The organism is Mycolicibacterium chlorophenolicum (assembly GCF_001044235.1).
In the GTDB taxonomy this organism is placed as follows: domain Bacteria; phylum Actinomycetota; class Actinomycetes; order Mycobacteriales; family Mycobacteriaceae; genus Mycobacterium; species Mycobacterium chlorophenolicum.
Genome location: NZ_JYNL01000023.1, coordinates 283,158 through 300,080, shown reverse-complemented (window position 1 = coordinate 300,080; position 16,923 = coordinate 283,158). Strand labels below are relative to the sequence as shown.

13 protein-coding genes and 1 pseudogene are annotated in these 16,923 nt (G+C 71.3%); 2 read left to right on the top strand and 12 right to left on the bottom strand.

The window, feature by feature from the left end; translation table 11 throughout:
• Positions 1-3: 3 nt before the first annotated feature.
• Together MCHLDSM_RS13600 and MCHLDSM_RS13595 are read right to left on the bottom strand one after the other, a co-directional pair.
• Positions 4-1,221, bottom strand: a complete 1,218-nt coding sequence (locus MCHLDSM_RS13600; protein WP_048470544.1) for an Rv0497 family membrane protein — start codon at positions 1,219-1,221, stop codon at positions 4-6.
• Positions 1,222-1,248: 27 nt separating this feature from the next.
• Positions 1,249-2,241 (bottom strand): Ppx/GppA family phosphatase, encoded by a 993-nt coding sequence (locus tag MCHLDSM_RS13595; protein WP_048418738.1) that lies wholly within the window; start codon positions 2,239-2,241, stop codon positions 1,249-1,251.
• Between the two features lie 12 nt (positions 2,242-2,253).
• Between MCHLDSM_RS13595 and MCHLDSM_RS13590 the strand changes: the two genes are divergently transcribed.
• A complete protein-coding gene (locus tag MCHLDSM_RS13590; RefSeq protein ID WP_048470543.1) occupies positions 2,254-3,051 on the top strand; it encodes a DUF3109 family protein in 798 nt (265 codons plus the stop codon).
• 56 nt (positions 3,052-3,107) lie between these two features.
• Positions 3,108-3,347: a YciI family protein gene (locus tag MCHLDSM_RS37215; RefSeq protein ID WP_109788829.1), complete on the top strand. Its 240-nt coding sequence runs from the start codon at positions 3,108-3,110 to the stop codon at positions 3,345-3,347.
• A 20-nt stretch (positions 3,348-3,367) separates the two neighbouring features.
• On the opposite strand, the pseudogene MCHLDSM_RS36020 reads toward MCHLDSM_RS37215, so the two are convergent.
• The 10 genes and pseudogenes from MCHLDSM_RS36020 to MCHLDSM_RS13540 form a co-directional block, all read right to left on the bottom strand.
• Positions 3,368-5,791: pseudogene (locus MCHLDSM_RS36020) on the bottom strand (glutamate-1-semialdehyde 2,1-aminomutase); the annotation flags it as partial.
• The gene (locus MCHLDSM_RS13580) at positions 5,772-6,806 is read right to left on the bottom strand and encodes an NAD-dependent epimerase/dehydratase family protein (protein ID WP_048470542.1); all 1,035 of its coding nucleotides are present in this window, start codon (positions 6,804-6,806) and stop codon (positions 5,772-5,774) included. The pseudogene MCHLDSM_RS36020 and the gene MCHLDSM_RS13580, both read right to left, overlap by 20 nt.
• Entirely contained in the window at positions 6,803-7,462 is a 660-nt protein-coding gene (locus MCHLDSM_RS13575; RefSeq protein WP_048470541.1) for a PIG-L deacetylase family protein, read from the bottom strand. The genes MCHLDSM_RS13580 and MCHLDSM_RS13575 overlap by 4 nt, the downstream gene beginning before the upstream one ends.
• Positions 7,459-8,262, bottom strand: coding sequence for a glycosyltransferase family protein (locus tag MCHLDSM_RS13570; RefSeq protein ID WP_048470540.1), 804 nt, complete (start codon positions 8,260-8,262; stop codon positions 7,459-7,461). The genes MCHLDSM_RS13575 and MCHLDSM_RS13570 overlap by 4 nt, the downstream gene beginning before the upstream one ends.
• Positions 8,259-9,503, bottom strand: a complete 1,245-nt coding sequence (locus tag MCHLDSM_RS13565) for a class I SAM-dependent methyltransferase (protein ID WP_048470699.1) — start codon at positions 9,501-9,503, stop codon at positions 8,259-8,261. Before MCHLDSM_RS13565 ends, MCHLDSM_RS13570 begins: the two co-directional genes overlap by 4 nt.
• Positions 9,500-11,605, bottom strand: a complete 2,106-nt coding sequence (locus MCHLDSM_RS13560) for a hypothetical protein (RefSeq protein ID WP_053082976.1) — start codon at positions 11,603-11,605, stop codon at positions 9,500-9,502. The genes MCHLDSM_RS13565 and MCHLDSM_RS13560 overlap by 4 nt, the downstream gene beginning before the upstream one ends.
• The gene (locus tag MCHLDSM_RS39265; protein ID WP_063840629.1) at positions 11,598-13,715 is read right to left on the bottom strand and encodes a family 16 glycosylhydrolase; all 2,118 of its coding nucleotides are present in this window, start codon (positions 13,713-13,715) and stop codon (positions 11,598-11,600) included. The genes MCHLDSM_RS13560 and MCHLDSM_RS39265 overlap by 8 nt, the downstream gene beginning before the upstream one ends.
• Positions 13,712-14,998: a glycosyltransferase gene (locus MCHLDSM_RS13550; protein WP_048470696.1), complete on the bottom strand. Its 1,287-nt coding sequence runs from the start codon at positions 14,996-14,998 to the stop codon at positions 13,712-13,714. Before MCHLDSM_RS13550 ends, MCHLDSM_RS39265 begins: the two co-directional genes overlap by 4 nt.
• Positions 14,995-15,993, bottom strand: a complete 999-nt coding sequence (locus MCHLDSM_RS13545; RefSeq protein ID WP_082168861.1) for a glycosyltransferase family 2 protein — start codon at positions 15,991-15,993, stop codon at positions 14,995-14,997. Before MCHLDSM_RS13545 ends, MCHLDSM_RS13550 begins: the two co-directional genes overlap by 4 nt.
• The gene (locus MCHLDSM_RS13540; RefSeq protein WP_082168860.1) at positions 15,968-16,921 is read right to left on the bottom strand and encodes a glycosyltransferase family 2 protein; all 954 of its coding nucleotides are present in this window, start codon (positions 16,919-16,921) and stop codon (positions 15,968-15,970) included. Before MCHLDSM_RS13540 ends, MCHLDSM_RS13545 begins: the two co-directional genes overlap by 26 nt.
• Positions 16,922-16,923: the final 2 nt, after the last annotated feature.

The window sequence follows — 16,923 nt, the reverse complement described above, 5'->3', positions numbered from 1 at the left end:
CGGTCAGCCTGATTGCAGCAGCGCCAGCGGACCGAGGGTGACCAGAGCGCCGACCGCCACCGCGATCAGCGTGCTGCCGATGTCCTCGGTCTTGCGCACCACTCGCACACCGACCACCAGGCCCAGGATCACCAGGACCGAGAGCACCAACGCGACGATGTTGTTCCACTTCCAGAGCTGGTCGAACGCCACGAACAGACCCGCTCCGAACACCACGGCGACAACGCTCTGCCCGACCACCCACAGGCCGTGCACCAGCGGCGACATCTCGCGGGGCTGGTCCTCCTCCTCGTCCTCCTCGTCGAGGTCGAGGTCCTCGGGCGCGGGCCGGGCGCCGCGGCGCGCGACATCGTCGGCGACGGTCTCCCCGCCGAACAGCGGGTCGGCGGTGGAGCGCAGATAGGACGGCAGCTCGTCGTCCTCCGAGTCGGTCTCGGTGTCGGTGTCCTCGGTGTCGGTGTCCTCGTCGGTGTCGAGCGCGGCCGCATCGACCTCGGTGTCCTGCTCGGCGACGGGTGCTTCGTCGAGGTCGTCGACGGCGTCCTCGGCCTCGGCCTCGGCGTCGATCGGGTCCGGGCTCATCAGCTCGGCGTCGACGGCGGCGGTGTTCTTGCGGCCGAACCGTCCGAAGGGCGAGCGGCGTGGCGGTGCGACGAACTCGACCGGGTCGGCCTCGGCGTCGCGGTGTTCGACGTGGGCAGCGTACTCGGCCACGGCGTCGGCGTATTCGTCCTCGTCCTCGTGCCGGTCTTCCGCCTCCGGCTCGACGTCGCCGAACTCGACCAGTTCGTCGTCGGCCTCGGTCACCTCGGCCGCGTCGGCGAGCTCATCGGCCTCGGTGTCGCTCTCGGCCTCGGCCTCGATCTCGGTCTCGGTGTCGGCCTGGGCCTCGGGCTCCGTCTCGACGTCGGCCTGGGGCTCGGGCTCGGGCTCGGGTTCGGTCTCCGGCTCGGCGACGACGACCTCGCCGTTGCCCGTCACGGTGTCCTGATCGTCCTGGGCTACCTGCTCGACCTGCTGCTCGTCGCGCGTCGGCGCCGGTTCGTCGGGCCGGACGATCGGGATCTCACCGGTGAGTTCGGCGACGGTGACGGCATCGGCGTTGCCGCGGCGCCGGCGGCGCCTGCCGCCGACCGGGGGTGCGCCGATCGTGCCGTTCTTCGCCAGCAACTCGGCGACCGAGATCGGCCGGGTGTTGCTGTACTCATCTGATCCAGTCATCGCCTGCTTGCCTTTGAGCCTCGCTGCTTACCGTCCAGCATTGCGCACTGACATCCGCCGGGAGGCCGTTTCACCGCCCACGAGGGCCGTGCCGTCGGCTTCGCTGTCGAGTTTGCGCAGAATCAATCCCTCCCGCAACGCCCAGGGACAGATGTCCACACTTTCGATACCGAGCGCCTTCATGCTCGCCTCGGCGACCAGTGCGCCGGCGACGATCTGCGGTGCACGGTCGGCGCTCACCCCTTCCAGTTCGGCACGGTCGGACGCGGTCATCCTAGAGATGAAAGCTATGAGCTGACGAAGACCCGCGGCGGTCAGGGTGCGCTTGACCCGCGGTCCGGCCCCCGAGGGCGCGGCGCCGGTGAGCCGGGCCAGCGAACGAAACGTCTTGGACGTGGCAACCGCCAGATCGGGGCTGCCGGCCTCGGTGATGGCGGCGCCGGCCTCGGAGAGCTCATTGGCCAGCCAGTCCCGCAGCATCGCCACGCGCCGGCGGCCCGGCGGATCGTCGGGCAGCCACTCGCGGGTCAGCCGGCCCGCACCGAGCGGCAGCGACATCGCCACATCGGGTTCCTCGTCGACCCCGCTGGACAACTCCAGCGAGCCGCCGCCGATGTCGATGTTGATGATGCGTCCGGCGCTCCAGCCGTACCAGCGCCGCACCGCGAGAAAGGTCAGCCGCGACTCGTCGACACCGGTGAGCACCCGCAGATCCACGCCGGTGTCCGACTTCACCCGCGACAGCACGTCTTCGGAGTTCTTCGCATCGCGCACCGCCGACGTCGCGAACGCCATCAGCTCCGAGCAGCCCGAACTGGTGGCGATCTTGGCGAACTCGTCGATCGTGCCGATCAGCTTGTCGGCGCCGCGGCGGGTGAGTTTGCCCGAGGTGTCGATGGCCTCGGCGAGCCGCAGCGAGGCCTTCGTCGAACTCATCGGCGTCGGGTGCCCACCGCGGCGGGCATCCACCACCAACAGGTGGACGGTATTGCTGCCCACGTCGAGCACGCCTAATCGCACCCGTCCAACCTAATGGGTCTACCGTGGAAAACCGTGACTGGACCGTATCCGGGTGAGGTGGAACTCGATTTCGCCCGCGAATGGGTGGAGTTCTACGACCCCGAGGACCCCAACCATCTGATCGCCGCGGATCTGACGTGGCTGCTGTCGCGCTGGACGTGCGTGTTCGGCACGCCGGCCTGCAAGGGCACGGTCGACGACCGTCCGGACGACGGATGTTGTTCGCACGGAGCGTTTCTCTCCGACGACGATGACCGCGCCAAGCTCGACGACGCGGTCAAACTGCTCACCGACGACGACTGGCAGTTCCGCGGCAAGGGGCTGGGCCCGAAGGGCTACCTGGAGTGGGACGAGTACGACGACGAACCCACCCTGCGCACCCGAAAGTACAAGGGCGCGTGCATCTTTCTGAACCGGCCGGGATGGCCGGCCGGAATCGGATGCGCGCTGCACACCAAGGCGCTGCAGATCGGCGTGGAACCGCTGACCCTCAAGCCCGAGGTCTGCTGGCAGCTGCCGATCCGGCGCACGCAAGAGTGGGTGACCCGACCCGACGGCTCGGAGATCCTGAAGTCGACGATCACCGAATACGACCGGCGCGGCTGGGGTGAGGGCGGGCTCGACCTGACCTGGTACTGCACCGGCGATCCCCACGCCCATGTCGGCGAGAAGCCGGTGTGGCAGTCCTACGCCCCCGAGCTCACCGAACTTATGGGAGAGAAGGCCTACGCCGAGTTGGCGGCAATGTGCAAGCGGCGCACCGGCTTGGGCCTGATCGCCGTGCACCCCGCGACGCGGGCCGCTCAGTGAGCGAACAGCTCTTCCTGTTCCGGCTGATCCCCCCGCGCGCCGACTTCGCGCAGACGATGACCGATGCCGAGCGCCAGGCGATGGACGGGCACACCGAGTACTGGCGGCAACTGCTCGCCGAGGGCCGGGTGGTCGTCTACGGACCGGTCGCCGACCCTGAGGGAATGTGGGGGCTCGGCGTGCTGCGCGGCGCGGACCGCGCCGAGGTGCTCGCGATCGGTGAGGCCGATCCGTCGGTGATCGCCGGGGTCAACTCGTTCGAGGTGCTCGAGATCCTCGGCGGCAGGACCGGATAGCCGGCCACCCGCCGGGGCGCCGACGTGCGCCGGATCGCCGGCGCGACCGGCCGGCCCTGCAGCAGGCCCGCGACGCTGCGGGCGTCGATGGCGTACCGGTAGACCGGCAGCGCGTCGCGCACCGCGGCGACGGTGGCGTCGACGTCGTCCTCGCCGTGCGCGGCCGAGGTGACGAACGACTGACCGAGCACGCCGCGGCGGAGCAACTCCTGCAGGAACAACGTCCGGTACGCCTGCGATGGGACGCCGTCCGCGTCGGCGGTGCCGAACACCAGGCAGGACGGGCGGCCGGTGACCGTGATGTGGTCGGCGAGGCCGGCCTCGGCCACCGCGGCCGTCACGCCTGCTGCGAGCCGAATGCCCGCGTGCTCCATCCGGGCGACCGGGTCCTCGCTGCGGTACGCGGCGGCGACGGCGCGGAACGCGGCCAGTGACGCGGCCTCCGGACCGTGGGTGCTGGACAGCAGGAACACCCGGTCCCGGTCGGTGCGCAGTCCCCCGAGTTCCATGTACCGGCGCCGCCCGGCCAGTGCGGACAGCGGGAAGCCGTTGCCCATCGCCTTGCCCCAGCACGACAGGTCGGGCGTGACGCCGTAGACGGCCTGCGCGCCGCCGGCAGCCCAGCGGAACCCGGTGATCATCTCGTCGAACACCAGCAGGGTGCCGTGCCGGTCGCACAGCCGCCGCACCCCGGCCAGGAAACCGGGGTCGGGTTCGGCGGTCGCGGTCGCCGCCTCCATCACCACACACGCCACGTCGCCGGCAGCCAGCACGGCCGCCAGCGAGTCCAGGTCGTTGTAGGAGAAGCGCACCGTCGCCGCGGCGTGGTCGGCGGGGACGCCGCCGGACATCGCGGTGGTGCCGATGAACCAGTCGTCGGTGGAGAAGAACGGCTGATCGCAGACCGCGACGGTGACCCGGCCGGTCACGGCGCGGGCCAGCCGCACCGCAGCCGTCGTCGCGTCCGAACCGTTCTTGGCGAATTTCACCATCTCGGCCCCGGGCACCAACGCCAGGAAGTCCTCCGCCGCAGCGGCTTCCAGCGCCGTGGGTCGGCTGAAGCCGACGCCGCCGGCGATCGTGCGCGCCACCGCGTCGACGACCGGCGGGTAGCCGTGGCCCAGCGTCACCGCCCGCAGACCCATGCCGTACTCGATGTAGTCGTTGCCGTCGACATCCCACACCCGGCAGCCCCGACCGTGGGTCAGTACCGGTGGCATCGTCTCCGGATACTGGTCGGCTCCACGCGCGTAGGTGTGCGCACCGCCGGGAACGAGTTCGTGCAACCGGTTCTGCAGCAGCCGTGACCGCGCGAAACGGCGTGCCGGCCGGGCGAACTCGTCGTCGACGACCCAGCGGCCGGCCAGCTGGGGCCAGCGCGCCGCGACCTCGGGCAGCAGGTCACCGAGCGTGAGCAGCACCCGGTCGGGCGCCGCGTCGACCAGTGTCTGCGGCGCGATGATCGGAATGTCGGTGCCCGGCATGCGGCGGCCCTGTTTGGCCGGGGACGCGTCGGCGACCGCGGTGATCAGCGACGAGTTCAGCGCGGCCCGGCTGAACAGTGCCACTGCGCGTGATGCGGCGCCGTACGCGTAGACGCGGCGGCCGGCGCGGCGCTCCTGCTCGAGCCAGCAGCGCAGCGCCACCGTCTGCGCGTCGGCCGCATCCTGCAGCACGCCGACGGTGGCCGGATCGGTCAGTGCGGCTTCGGAATCGAGAAGCGCGCGGACCGTCGGCCCCGGGTCACCGGCGCCGTGCACCGCCGCGACGAGCACGGTGCCGCCGTAGAGGTCGAACCTCCATGCCTGCACGGCCCGCATGCCGACCCTGGCGAGCTGGTCCACCAGCGCCGGCGTGGAGTAGTACCCGAAATGTCCGTGCCGCAGAGCATTCCACTGACCATGCGCGACGATCGCGCCCAGGCTGTGGAACTGCAGCAGCAGTACACCGCCCGGTGCGGTGGCGGCGGCGCGCTCACGGAACGCCGCGCCCTGGTCGGCGTCGTGCATGATGCCGAAGCAGTCCACGACCACGTCCGCGCTGCCCGAGCCGGGGTGGTAGCCGCGGTCGGCGAGCAGGGGCATCCAGCTGCCGCCGTGCGGGCTGCCGAATTCACAGACCGTGCCACCCCCGGCGAGCCAGCCGGCCTCACCGACGCGCCGGATCGCGTCGGCGGCTTGGCTGGTCAGCGCTTCGGGCTCGACACCGCGGGGTTCGGCGGTACGGGTGTCGTCGTCGGCCAGTTGCGCCAGGCCGCAGTCCGCGCACACGTCCATGGCCAGCGGGTGCGATGTCTCCGCCTGCTCGACCGGTGAGTCCGCCGGCGGGAAGTGGTCCGCGGCGGGCACCTCGCCCAGGTCGAGCACCCGCTGCAGCCGTCGGCCCCCACAGCCGCGGCACGTCACGCGGCCGTGGCCGCTCTCGTCACACGAACTCGCTGACATGGCGCATCGTTTCGTCGATCCGGCCGGTGCGCTGTAGGTGGGCCAGCCGGTTCAGCCGGGTGAACCTGTGCTCCAGGTCCGCGGAGGTGAGGCCGTAGCGGACATAGGCCGAATGGAGTTCGGCGGCACCGTCGGCCACCGAGATCTCCGCTTCGAACCCGAGGTCGGCGCGGGCGCGGCTGAAGTCTACTCGGTACGAGCGCGGATCGGACCCGGTCTCGCCGGTGATCAGCACATCGGAGCCGGGAACGGCGTCGGCGACCCGACGTGCGATCTCGGCGACGGTGACGTTGTTGGTCTCGCTGCCGACGTTGAAGGCGCGGCAGGAGATCACCGGGGCCGGCACCTCCAGACAGCGGACGAACGCCGCGGCGATGTCCCGCGCGTGCACCAGCGGGCGCCACGGGGTGCCGTCGGACAGCACGCGCACCACACCGGTCAGTACAGCGGAGCCGACGAGGTTGTTCAGCACGATGTCGGCCCGCAGCCGCGGTGAGAAGCCGAACGCGGTCGCGTTGCGCAGGAACACCGGGCTGAACCCGGAGTCGGCGAGTGCCGCCAGGTCGTCCTCGACGCGCACCTTGCTGACGGCGTACGGCGTCAGCGGACGCAGCGGGGCGTCTTCGTCGACCAGACCGTCCCCGGCGGCGCCGTACACCGAACACGTCGACGCATAGCAGAAGCGTTGCACTCCGGCCTCTTTGGCCAGCCGGGCCAGTCGGACCGAGGCGTGGTGGTTGATGTCGTGGGTGACCTCGGGCATCAGTGCGCCCAGCGGGTCGTTGGACAGCGCCGCGAGATGCACGACCGCGTCGACACCGCGCAGTTGGTCCACGGTGACCTCGCGCAGGTCGACCGCCAGCGCGGGCGGATCGTCCGGCCGCGGGCCCAGCACGCAGTCGGCGAACAGACCGCTGTCCAGTCCGATCACCTCGTGGCCGGCCGCCCGAAGCGCGGGCACCAGCACGGTGCCGAGATAGCCCTGGTGACCGGTGACCAGCACACGCTGCGTCATACCGCCGCCTCCCGCCCGAAGCGCAGCACCGTCTTCTCCACGGTGAAGGCCTCGGCATGTGCGCTGCGGCACTGCACACCGCGCAGCCGCGACAGCCCGAGGAAGGCGTCCTCGTCGAACCAGTCCCGCCCGGTCTGCGACGGATAGTGCTTGTGCAGCAACCGCGCCTTCTCCTCGGCGGTGGCGGTGTCGACGGGATGGAAGACGTTGGGCGACGGGGTGTCCGCCTCCCATTTGAGGATCTCGTAACCCAGCGTGAGGTGGTCGCGGAACTCGGTGGGGGTCAGCTCGGCGAGCAGCCGGTGATCCTGATGGGCATCGGCGCGCTGGGTGCTGAACACCAGATCCGGTTCGCAGGTGCGACGGAACGCGCGCAACCCCTCCTTGACCTCGTTCCAGTGCGCTGGCGTCTGGCCGTCGGGAAGGCCCAGCAGCGTGAGACTCACCTCCGCGCCCGGGCAGAACGCGGCCAGCGCACCGCGCTCCTCGGCCTCGCGGACGGTGTCCGCGCCGGACAGCACCAGCGCATGCACCCGCAGTCCCGGATGCGACCGGCTCAGCGTGAGAAGTGTTGCGCCCATGCCGATCGCGATGTCGTCGCAGTGGGCGCCCAGCACGGCGATCTCGCGCAGCTCCCCTGTCTGTAGATCGATCACGACGCGGCCACCTTCTCGTGCTCCCACAGCGCCCAGGGACGGTTGCCGCTGCGGTAGGCGGCGTCGAGTTCGGCGCGTTCCTTGAAGGTGTCGGCAGGCTTCCAGAACCCGAGGTGCTTGTAGCCGTAGAGCTTGCCCCGGGCGGCCAGGTCGCCGCACACGTCTTCGACCAGATCGCAGTTCTCCGTGAGCATGTCGAGCACCGCGGCGGACAACACGAAGAAGCCGCCGTTCTCCCAGATCGGCAGCCGGGACACCGGCGTGATGCCGGTGACCGCACCGGTGTGCGGACCGGACTCGACGACGTCGACGCAGTGGAACGACGACTGCGGCGGGACGATCAGCATCGACGCCAACGCACCGGACGCCTTCACCTCGTCGATGATTTCGTTGAGCGGCGCGTCGGTCAGCACGTCGGCGTAGTTGGCCAGGAAGTACTCGTCGCCGTCGAGGAACGAGCGCACCCGCCGGAGCCGTTCTCCGATCGGCGATTCCGGGCCGGTGTCGACGAACGTGATGGTCCAGTCGCTGATGTCGGTCTGCAGCAGCTCGACCTTGCCGCCGCGGATCACGAAATCGTTGGACGCCGACTCCCGGTAGGACAGGAAGTAGTCCTTGATGTGCTCGGCGCCGTAGCCCAGGCACAGCACGAACTCGGTGTGACCGAAGTGGGCGTAGTACCGCATGACGTGCCAGATGAGAGGCCGCGGACCGATCATCTGCATCGGCTTGGGGATCTCGTCATCGCTGCCGTTACGCATCCGCATGCCGTACCCGCCACAGAACAGAACGACCTTCATCTCCGATTTCCTTCCGTCATGTCGACGACGTGCAGGGTGGGCAGCGGGTACACCAGGCGGGCGCCCCACTCGGCGGTGTAGCCGAGCTGATCGGTGATCTCCGCCTCGAGGTTCCACGGCAGCACCACGATCACGTCGGGCCGGTCCTTGTCGAGCTGCGCCGGATCGAGGATCGGGATGCGCGTGCCGGGCGTGAATCGACCGTGCTTGTAGGGATTCCGGTCCACGGTGTACTCGAGCAGGTCGGTGCGGATGCCGCAGTAGTTGAGCAGCGTGTTGCCCTTCCCGGGAGCCCCGTAGCCGACCACGCGTTCGCCGCGCGCGCGGCACTCGAGCAGGTAGCGCAGCAGGTCGTGCCGGATCGTCTCGGTCCGCGGCCGCAGCCCGAGATAGCCGTCGACGCGGTGCAGTCCCGCGTCCTGCTCGGCGGCCAGCGCGGCGGCCACCCGGGGCGACGGTGCAGCGGCCAGTTCGGTGGGCCGCGCCCACAACCGCAGCGACCCGCCGTGCGTCGGCAGCATCTCGACGTCGACGACCGCGAGGCCGCCGGCCGCCAACGCCCGGATCGCGGAAAGCACGGTGTAGTACTGGAAGTGCTCGTGATAGATGGTGTCGAACTGTCCGAGCGCGACGAGGTTGAGGGCGTGATGCACCTCGATGCTCAACCAGCCGTCGTCGGCGAGCAGGGTGCGCAGCGACCGCGTGAACCCGGTCAGGTCGGGGACGTGGGCGTAGACGTTGTTGGCGACCAGCAGGTCGGCGGCGCCGTGCCGGGCCCGGACGTCGGCGGCCACCTGCTCGTCGAGGAACGCGGTGACCGTCGGTACCCCGCGGCGCCGCGCGGCCTCCCCCACATTGACCGACGGCTCGATGCCCAGGCAGCCGATGCCGGCCCCGGCCACGTGCGCCAGCAGGTATCCGTCGTTGCTGGCCACCTCGACGACGAACGAATCCTGGTTCAGTCCCACGCGGTCCGTCGCGTCGGCGACGAAGCGACGGGCGTGGTCGACCCAGCTGTCGGAGAACGAGGAGAAGTACGCGTACTCGGTGAACGTCTCCTCGGGCGTGATCAGCGCGGGGATCTGCAGCAGCAGACAGTCCTGGCACAGCCGCAGGTGCAGCGGGTAGGTCGCCTCAGGGGCATCGAGTTCGGTTGCGGCAAGGAACTTCTCGCACGGCGGCGTGGCGCCGAGGTCCAGCACGCTGTGCAACCTCGCCGACCCGCACAGTCGACACGTCATGACCTGCACCCCCCGGCCTGGTAGCGGTACACCGTGGTGGTCTCGTCCTGCAGCCGCAGGCACCACACCGGGCTGGTCGCGAACATGCGCTCGAAGCGGTCGACCGTGTCGGGCGCGGCGTAGCCGAAGTAGTCGAACGCGGTCTTGGCGTCGGCGGTGAACACGAAGTACGTCTCCCCCGCTGCGGCAGCGGCTTTTTCGGTGACGTCGTCGAACTGGCCGGCGTCGGGGAAGCCGTCGAGGAACCCGGGCCAGCGCTCGACGATCGGGGTGTCGAACGAGTCGTCGTGCGCGGCCAGGTTCACCCAGGTGGCCGTGGCGCGCGTGGGCATGCCGGCCGAGTGCAGGCTCCAGACGGTGGCGGGCGCCCGCGCACCGTCGACGAGGTTGTTCAGCAGCGCCAACTCCGAGGGCCGGGCCATGTTCAGGTACCAGGTGCCGTAGTAGCCCTGCAGACCGGCGGCGGCGATCAGCGCGAGCGCGACGGCGGCCAGGTGGTGAGCGCGGCGCGCCGTGATCGCGGCGACCAGCAGCGGGGCGATCAGCACGGCACAGCCCGGCAGCGCATAGAGGTAGACCCGGAACACCGCCTCGCCGCCGTAGCTGCTCAGCCCGAGCAGCACGAAGGGGCTGAACGCCAGGATGGCCGGGACGGCCACCGGCCGCCTGCGGCGCCACCACACCACTGCGGCCACCACCGCGGCCAGCATGATCGTCGCGGACAGCCCGCGACACACCAGCGAGGTGATCATCTTGTCGAGCGACCCCGCGTACTCGACGTTGCCGGCACCGTTGGCCAGCGGGTTGAGGCTCGACAGTCCGCCGTGCTCGAACACGATGTAGCGCCGCGGATACAGGTAGCCGAAAAGCACTGCAGCATAAGGGAGCACGATCCACCGCGGGCCGATCTGGCGGGCGATCGTCAGCGCCACCACCACGCCGAAAATCCAGAACGGTGTCAGCTGATGGGTCGGCACCAGGGCGGCGAACAGCAGGAAGGCCAGCCACCCGGCGCGGCGGTCCACCCGCGCCGCCAGCAGCGCCACGATGATCCCGAGTCCGACGACGAAGGCGAACGCCTGGGGCGCGAAGTAGTCCTGGGCCACCCAGTTGGCCAGCTCGGAGACCATCACCGCGGCCAGCACCGCACGCCGGTCCAGCCCGAGCGTGGCCGCCAGCGACCCGACCACCAGGGCCAACAGCACGTGCACCACCGGGGCGAACCAGTGCGCCACCGCGGTCGGGTCGACGGAGGTGACGTCGCTGAACCACGCGAACGTCGTGAAGAACGCCGGCCACTCGCGGTAGACGTCCACCCCCGACGGCGGCAGCACCCGGTTGGTCAGCAGGTAGTCGACGATGCCCAGGTGCTTGTAGGTCCACGCGTACATCGGCAGATCGGTGATCAGCGTCGCGGTCAACCGCAGCACCAGGATCGCGGCGCCCACCGCCGCGGCCGCGGCCACCAGCGCGTCGGTGCGCAGCGCGACGACGAACACGCACGCGAGCACCGCGCCGACGACGACGAGCACCGGTCCGGTCCCGGTGACCAGCAGACCCAGGGGTGACTCGGCGGCCGCGGCCATCCCCGGCAGTGCCACCGCCCACACGCACAGCGCCGCCACGATCCACGCGTACGGCGCGCTCACCCGCCACCGCCCGGGTGCCAGCGCGGCCGGCCACCGCAGCGCCGGGCGCGGCCGGCGCCGCGCGCACAGCACCGCCGAGCCGGCGACCGCGGCGACGAGCGTCAGCAACAGCGGGACGGGCAGCCACGCGCCCGCCCACGTCACGGTCACGGTGGCACCTGCCGCCACGGCCATGCCGGTCACCGGGACGACGGCCACGGCCGCGGCGGCGGGAAGCCGCATCCACAGCACCGTCGCCAGGCCGGGGCCGGTGAGCAGGAACGCCGCCAGCAGCACGGCGCGCAGCCACGGCGCCACCGGGACCAGCGACAGCAGACCCAGAGCCCCCGACGCCAGCGTGAGCCACTCCGGCCGCAGCACGCCGATCGGTCGGCGGGCCGGTTCGACGCGGCGATGCCGGCCGCGCACCGGTGCCGGTGCGGGCGGGGCGGGCCGCTCGAGCAGATCAGTCACCGGTCACCCGCACCCAGTCGACCGTCATCGCGGCAGGAGACGGCGTGGTGTCGTCGGCGGGGCCGGGCCAGGTGCCGCCGACAGCGACGTTGAGCAGCAGGAAGAACGGCTTGTCGAAGACCCACTGCTCGTCGGCGGGCAGATCCTCGGCACGGAACACGGTGGTGGTCCGGTCGTCGACGCCCATCGAGATCACCCCGGGGTCGCGCTGCACCCAGTACGTGTGGAAGTCGTCGACGAACGGCGGATCGATGGGCAGGGTGCCCGCGAGCTTGTACTCCCGTCCGTCGGTGTCGGGTCCGATCGCGCCGTTGTGGATGAAGCGGGCGTCGGAGATCGTCTCCACCACGTCGAGCTCGCCGCTGCGGGGCCAGCCGACGGCGTCCACGTCGTCCCCGAGCAGCCAGAAGGCGGGATGCAGCCCGGCGCCGCGGGGCAACCGCACCCGGGCTTCGGCCCGGCCGTGCACGAACGACAGCCGGCCCTTGGTCGTCAACCGCGCCGAGGTGAACCGGTCGCCGTCCCGGCGCGCGGTGATGACCAGGTGGCCGTCGCCGTCGAGCGCCACGTTGTCGGGAGAATCGGTGTAGACCTGCGATTCGTCGTTGCCCCACCCGCCGCCGCCCAGGTCGTAGCCCCACCGCGCCGGGTCGGGCCGGCTGCCTGCCGGGCCGTTGAAGTCGTCGAACATCATCACCGCGGCCGAGGCGGTGGGCCGGTCGACGGTGCACAGCAGCGTCACCGGCAGCGCGGTGGCCAGCAGCACCGACCCCACGCGCAGCCAGACGCGCCCGGCCCCGGCGGCGGCGTGACGCGGGCGGCCGTCCTGTCCGGCACGCACCCGGCGCAGCCACGCGACGGCCGGGCCGATCAGGATCGCCGCCGAGAGGGCCTCGGCGCCCAGGTACGCCCAGCCGACGCCGGTGATGCCCATCGATCGGGTGGCGACCCATGAGCCGGCGATGATCACCACGGTCATCAGCGCCTGCACCGAGAGGTAGAGCGCCAGCTTGCGCTGGACCCGGGAGAAACCCTCGTAGACGGCGGCCACCCCGGACAGCGGCAGGAACGCCGCGGCCAGCCACAGCAGGCTGTGCCCTTCGGCGCGGTAGTCGCCGCCCGCGAGGCCGAGCATCAGCGGACCGACCAGCACCAGTCCCGCCGACGCGGCCACCGCCACCACAGCCATCGTGCGGACCATCCGCCACGACAGGGCGGCGACCTGCTCGGGGTGGGCGGCCACTTCGGCGACGTAGGGGCTCACGACGAGGTGCATCATCAGATACAGGGCGCTGATCATCGCCCAGGTCACGGCGAAGTACGCGTTGGCGGCCTGGCCGACCTGCGTGACCACGATGAGCGGCACCACCAGCGGACCGATCGACCACAGCGACGCGATGCCGAACGACGACCCGAAGTAGGACCACATCTGCCGGCGCGGCGGTAGATCCGACGCCTGCCGCCACCGCGGATGGGTCGCGCTGCGGCGCTGCAGGACGACGTAGGTGCACAGCGCGGCCACCGCGGCGGTCAGCGTCCAGCTCAGCACGATCGTCACGGCGTGATCCCAGATCGCCAGCGCGGCGACCGCGGCCAGCTTCGCCACCGCGTGCACCAGGTTCTTCACCGCGGCCCACCGCGCGACGCCGAGGCCCGCCGAGGCCTTGTCCAGCAGCGCGAACACCGCCAGCACGAGCACCATCAGCGGGAAACCGGCCATCGCCCAACCGGATTGGAACAGCGGGTCGCGGGGCCCGACCGCCACCAGGACGGCGCCGGTGAGCAGACCCATCGCAGCGACCAGCAGGAAGCCGCGGCGCAGTAGTGCCGGTGCGCGGACCCCGGCGATCGGCAGGAACCGCTCGTAGAGCACGTCGAGACCCAGCGTCGACATCGTCGACAGCAGCACCGCGGAGCTGATCAGCGCAGAAGCAAGCCCGACCTCCGCGGGCGGGAACAGCCGGGCCGTCACCGCCCAGAAGGCAAGGCCCAGAACACCGGTCGACGCGGTGGACGCGATCAGTGCGACGGTGTTGAGTCGCAGGTTGCGCTCGGCGGGCAGGTCCGCTGCCGCGTCGCCCTGATCGAGGACGGCGGCGTGGGCGCTCATGCGGGCACCGCCAACGGCAGGGGGTCGCGTCCCTCGCGCAGCGCCGCCCGGTACGCGCGGAAGCCGGCGAGCACCGAGCGCCACGCCGGGGTGGTCAACCCCTCGGGCAGCAGGTGCACGAGCTCCTCGGCGGGCTGTGCCGTGGACGCCGAGTAGGAGAGGTACTTGAGGAACTCGGGTGCCCGCAGGAGCGCCGTCGAGAACGCCTGCGGGGCCGTCGCGCGATCGCAGGCGATCTTCGCGATCCACGCGCCCAATCCCACGCCGTAGGTGCGGCTCTGGGCGGCGAGTCCTTCACTGCTGGCCCGGTGCCGGTGCCACACCACCGAGGCCGGGTCGTACACCAGCGTTCCGCCGGCCCGCAGCAGCCGGAAGAACATGTCGAGGTCCTCCCCGCCGCCGGTGGGCGATCCGGCGCCGAGCGCCTCGTCGAACCCGCCGAGGCGCAGCACCGCGGCGCGGTCGACGGCGAAGTTGGCGCCGGTGCCGTAGTGGCCGACCGCGAACGGGAACAGCGGGATGTCCGACGGCGGGGCGCCCCACGCGAACACCCGCGTCCGCAGGCAGGCCGACCAGCCGACCCGGGCGTCGAAGTACGCCTGGGCGGGCGTGCGGAGTTCGGCCGCGGGCACCAGCCCGGACACGCAGGTGACCGACTCGCCCCGGGCGAAGCCCCGTGCGATCGCAGCCAGCCAGTGACGGTCGACCACCACGTCGTCGTCGGTGAACGCGACCACGTCCCCGGTGGCGGCCAGCAGGCCGGTGTTGCGGGCGCGCGAGAGCCCGGGCCGCGGCTCGTCGATCACCCGGACGCGGGGGTCGGCGAGTGCCTCGACGTACCGTCGCGTGGCGTCGGTGGCGGCGGCGTTGTCGACGACGATGATCTCGACGTCGGGGTAGTTCACCGCCCGCACCGAGTCGAGTGCGGTCTGCAGCATCGACACGCGATCACGGGTGCAGATCACGACGCTGATCGCCGGCGTCGACGAGATCGGAACCGGGGCGGGCGCGGGAAACCGGGCTGCCAGTGCGCGCAGCCGGCGCACGTCGACGGCGCCGTCGGTGATGTCGAGGTCGACGAATCCCAGCGGCCCGGCGTCGGTGCGGACCAGCAGTCGGGCGCGCGCGAAGCCTGCGGCGTGCTCCAACCGGGCGGCAGCGCACCCCAGGTCGAGGGCATCGGTCCAGATCTCACCGATCCAGGTGGCGCCGTCCCACGCCGGCGGGGCGGCGGCGGGCAGCACCGGGCGGATCGTGGTCTCGGGGAGGGTCAGGTCGGTCATGCCCACCCGCTCCGACGGGCCAACGCGCCACGCACGTAGCCGGCGGTGGTGGCACCGAGGCCCAGCACCATCATCGCGGCGCGACGCCGTCCGCCGCGCCGCGGCGACACCGCCTCCCGCGCCACCGCGCGCGGCAGCACCCGGGTGGCGTAGCTCTGCTCGCTGTCGAGCGATCCCGGTGCCGCGGCCAGTCGCGTGACCACAGCTTTGGACAGGCCCTCGTGGTAGCAGCGGCTCAGGAAATAGCGGGGCGTCGCCCGGTCCGGGCTGACCCAGTGCCGCACGGCGGCGGCGGGATCGAGCAGCACCCGATCCGAGGGACGGCGAGCACGCAGTCGCAGGAACAACTCCGTCTCCTCACCGCCGACCGGCACCGACCCGACCCGTCCGACCTCGGACCGGAAGCCGCCGAGGTGCGTGAACACCGATCGACGCAGGGACATGTTGCAGCCCAACGGGTTCCGGACGAGCGCCACCCGGTCGGGTTGACCGACGTAGCTGCAGCCCACCACCCAGTCGAACTCGGCCGGCATCCACCGGGGCCGGCCCTGCGGCCAGACCGGTGCGGCATGGCCGCCGACCCCGACCACGCGAGGATCCTCGTAATGGCTCAGCAGCGCACGGCTCCACCCCGGCTGCACCGCAGCGTCGTCGTCGAGGAACGCCACCACCTCGCCGTCGGCCGCCTCCACCCCGGTGTTGCGGGCACCCGACAGGCCCCGCGGACCGGTGTTGCGGCGCAGCATGATTCGCGGGTCGTCGGCGAATCGCGCTGCAGCGCGGGCGAACAGCTCGTCGTTGTGGTCGATGACGATCACGACCTGCAGAGCGGGCGCGTCGTCGGCGAGCACCGAGTCCACCGACCGGCAGAGGCCGTCCCAGCGGTCGGCGGTGTAGGAGCAGACGACCACCGACAGGCTCTCGACGGGACGGCGGTCCGCGGGATCCAGGTACGGCAGCACCCGGCAGTTATGAACGGTCTGGGGCACCGGCATCGCTGTCCGGCTCCTCTCCTGCTGTGCGGGCCGCCGCGCACCGGCGGCGGTTACGAAGATTGCTCAACGCGTACAGGCCGGTCCGGCGCAACTGCATGTCGTAAGAGCGCAACCGGCCGTACAGCACGTCGGCGGTGGTGATGTTCCAGCGCACGTCGTCGGCCAGCCGGCCGCTGAACCCGAGCTGCTGGCGCAGCTGCGACCGCGCCGACGTCAACGCCGTCGTCGACCCGCTCGCGATCCGGAACGCGGCGAGCGTGGTGGGGACGCCGAAGAACTCGCCCCGGTTGAGCAGCCGCACCCACAGGTCGAGCTCGCTGAGGAACGAGGTGACGGGGTGGAACCCGCCGCAGCGGTCGAAGTCGGCGCGCCGGAACATCGCCGCGACCGGAGGGCCGATCGGATTGGTGCCGCTGCGGACGATGCGCCGCACCACGTGATCGGCCGGCTGCAGCCCGACGATGCCGGGCAGCCCGCGGTCGGGCCGCATCATCTCGCCGCCGTCGTCGATGAAGTCGGTGCGCGCCGACACCAGGCTCACCGTCGGCATCGCGTCGAGCACCGCCGCCTGCACGCGCACACAGTCGGGGGTCAACGTGTCGTCGGCGCACACCACCTTGACGTAGCGACCCCGGCTGTGGCGCACCGCGATGTTGAAGTTGTCCATCATCGGCACGGTTTCGGCGTTGCGCAGCACCCGAACCCGCGGATCGGCGACACCCTCGAGGATCTGCCCGGTGCCGTCGGAGCTGTTGTTGTCGATGACCACGACCTCGAAGTCGCTGCTGTCCTGAGCCAGGACACTGTCCAGAGTGGCGCGCAGATGGCGGCGCGCCTGATAGGCCGGGATGCAGATGGACACCGCTGGGCGAGCCGTGCGCTCGCGAGACGCCGGCGCCGCTACGGGACGTGAAGTGATCGTGGCCATGT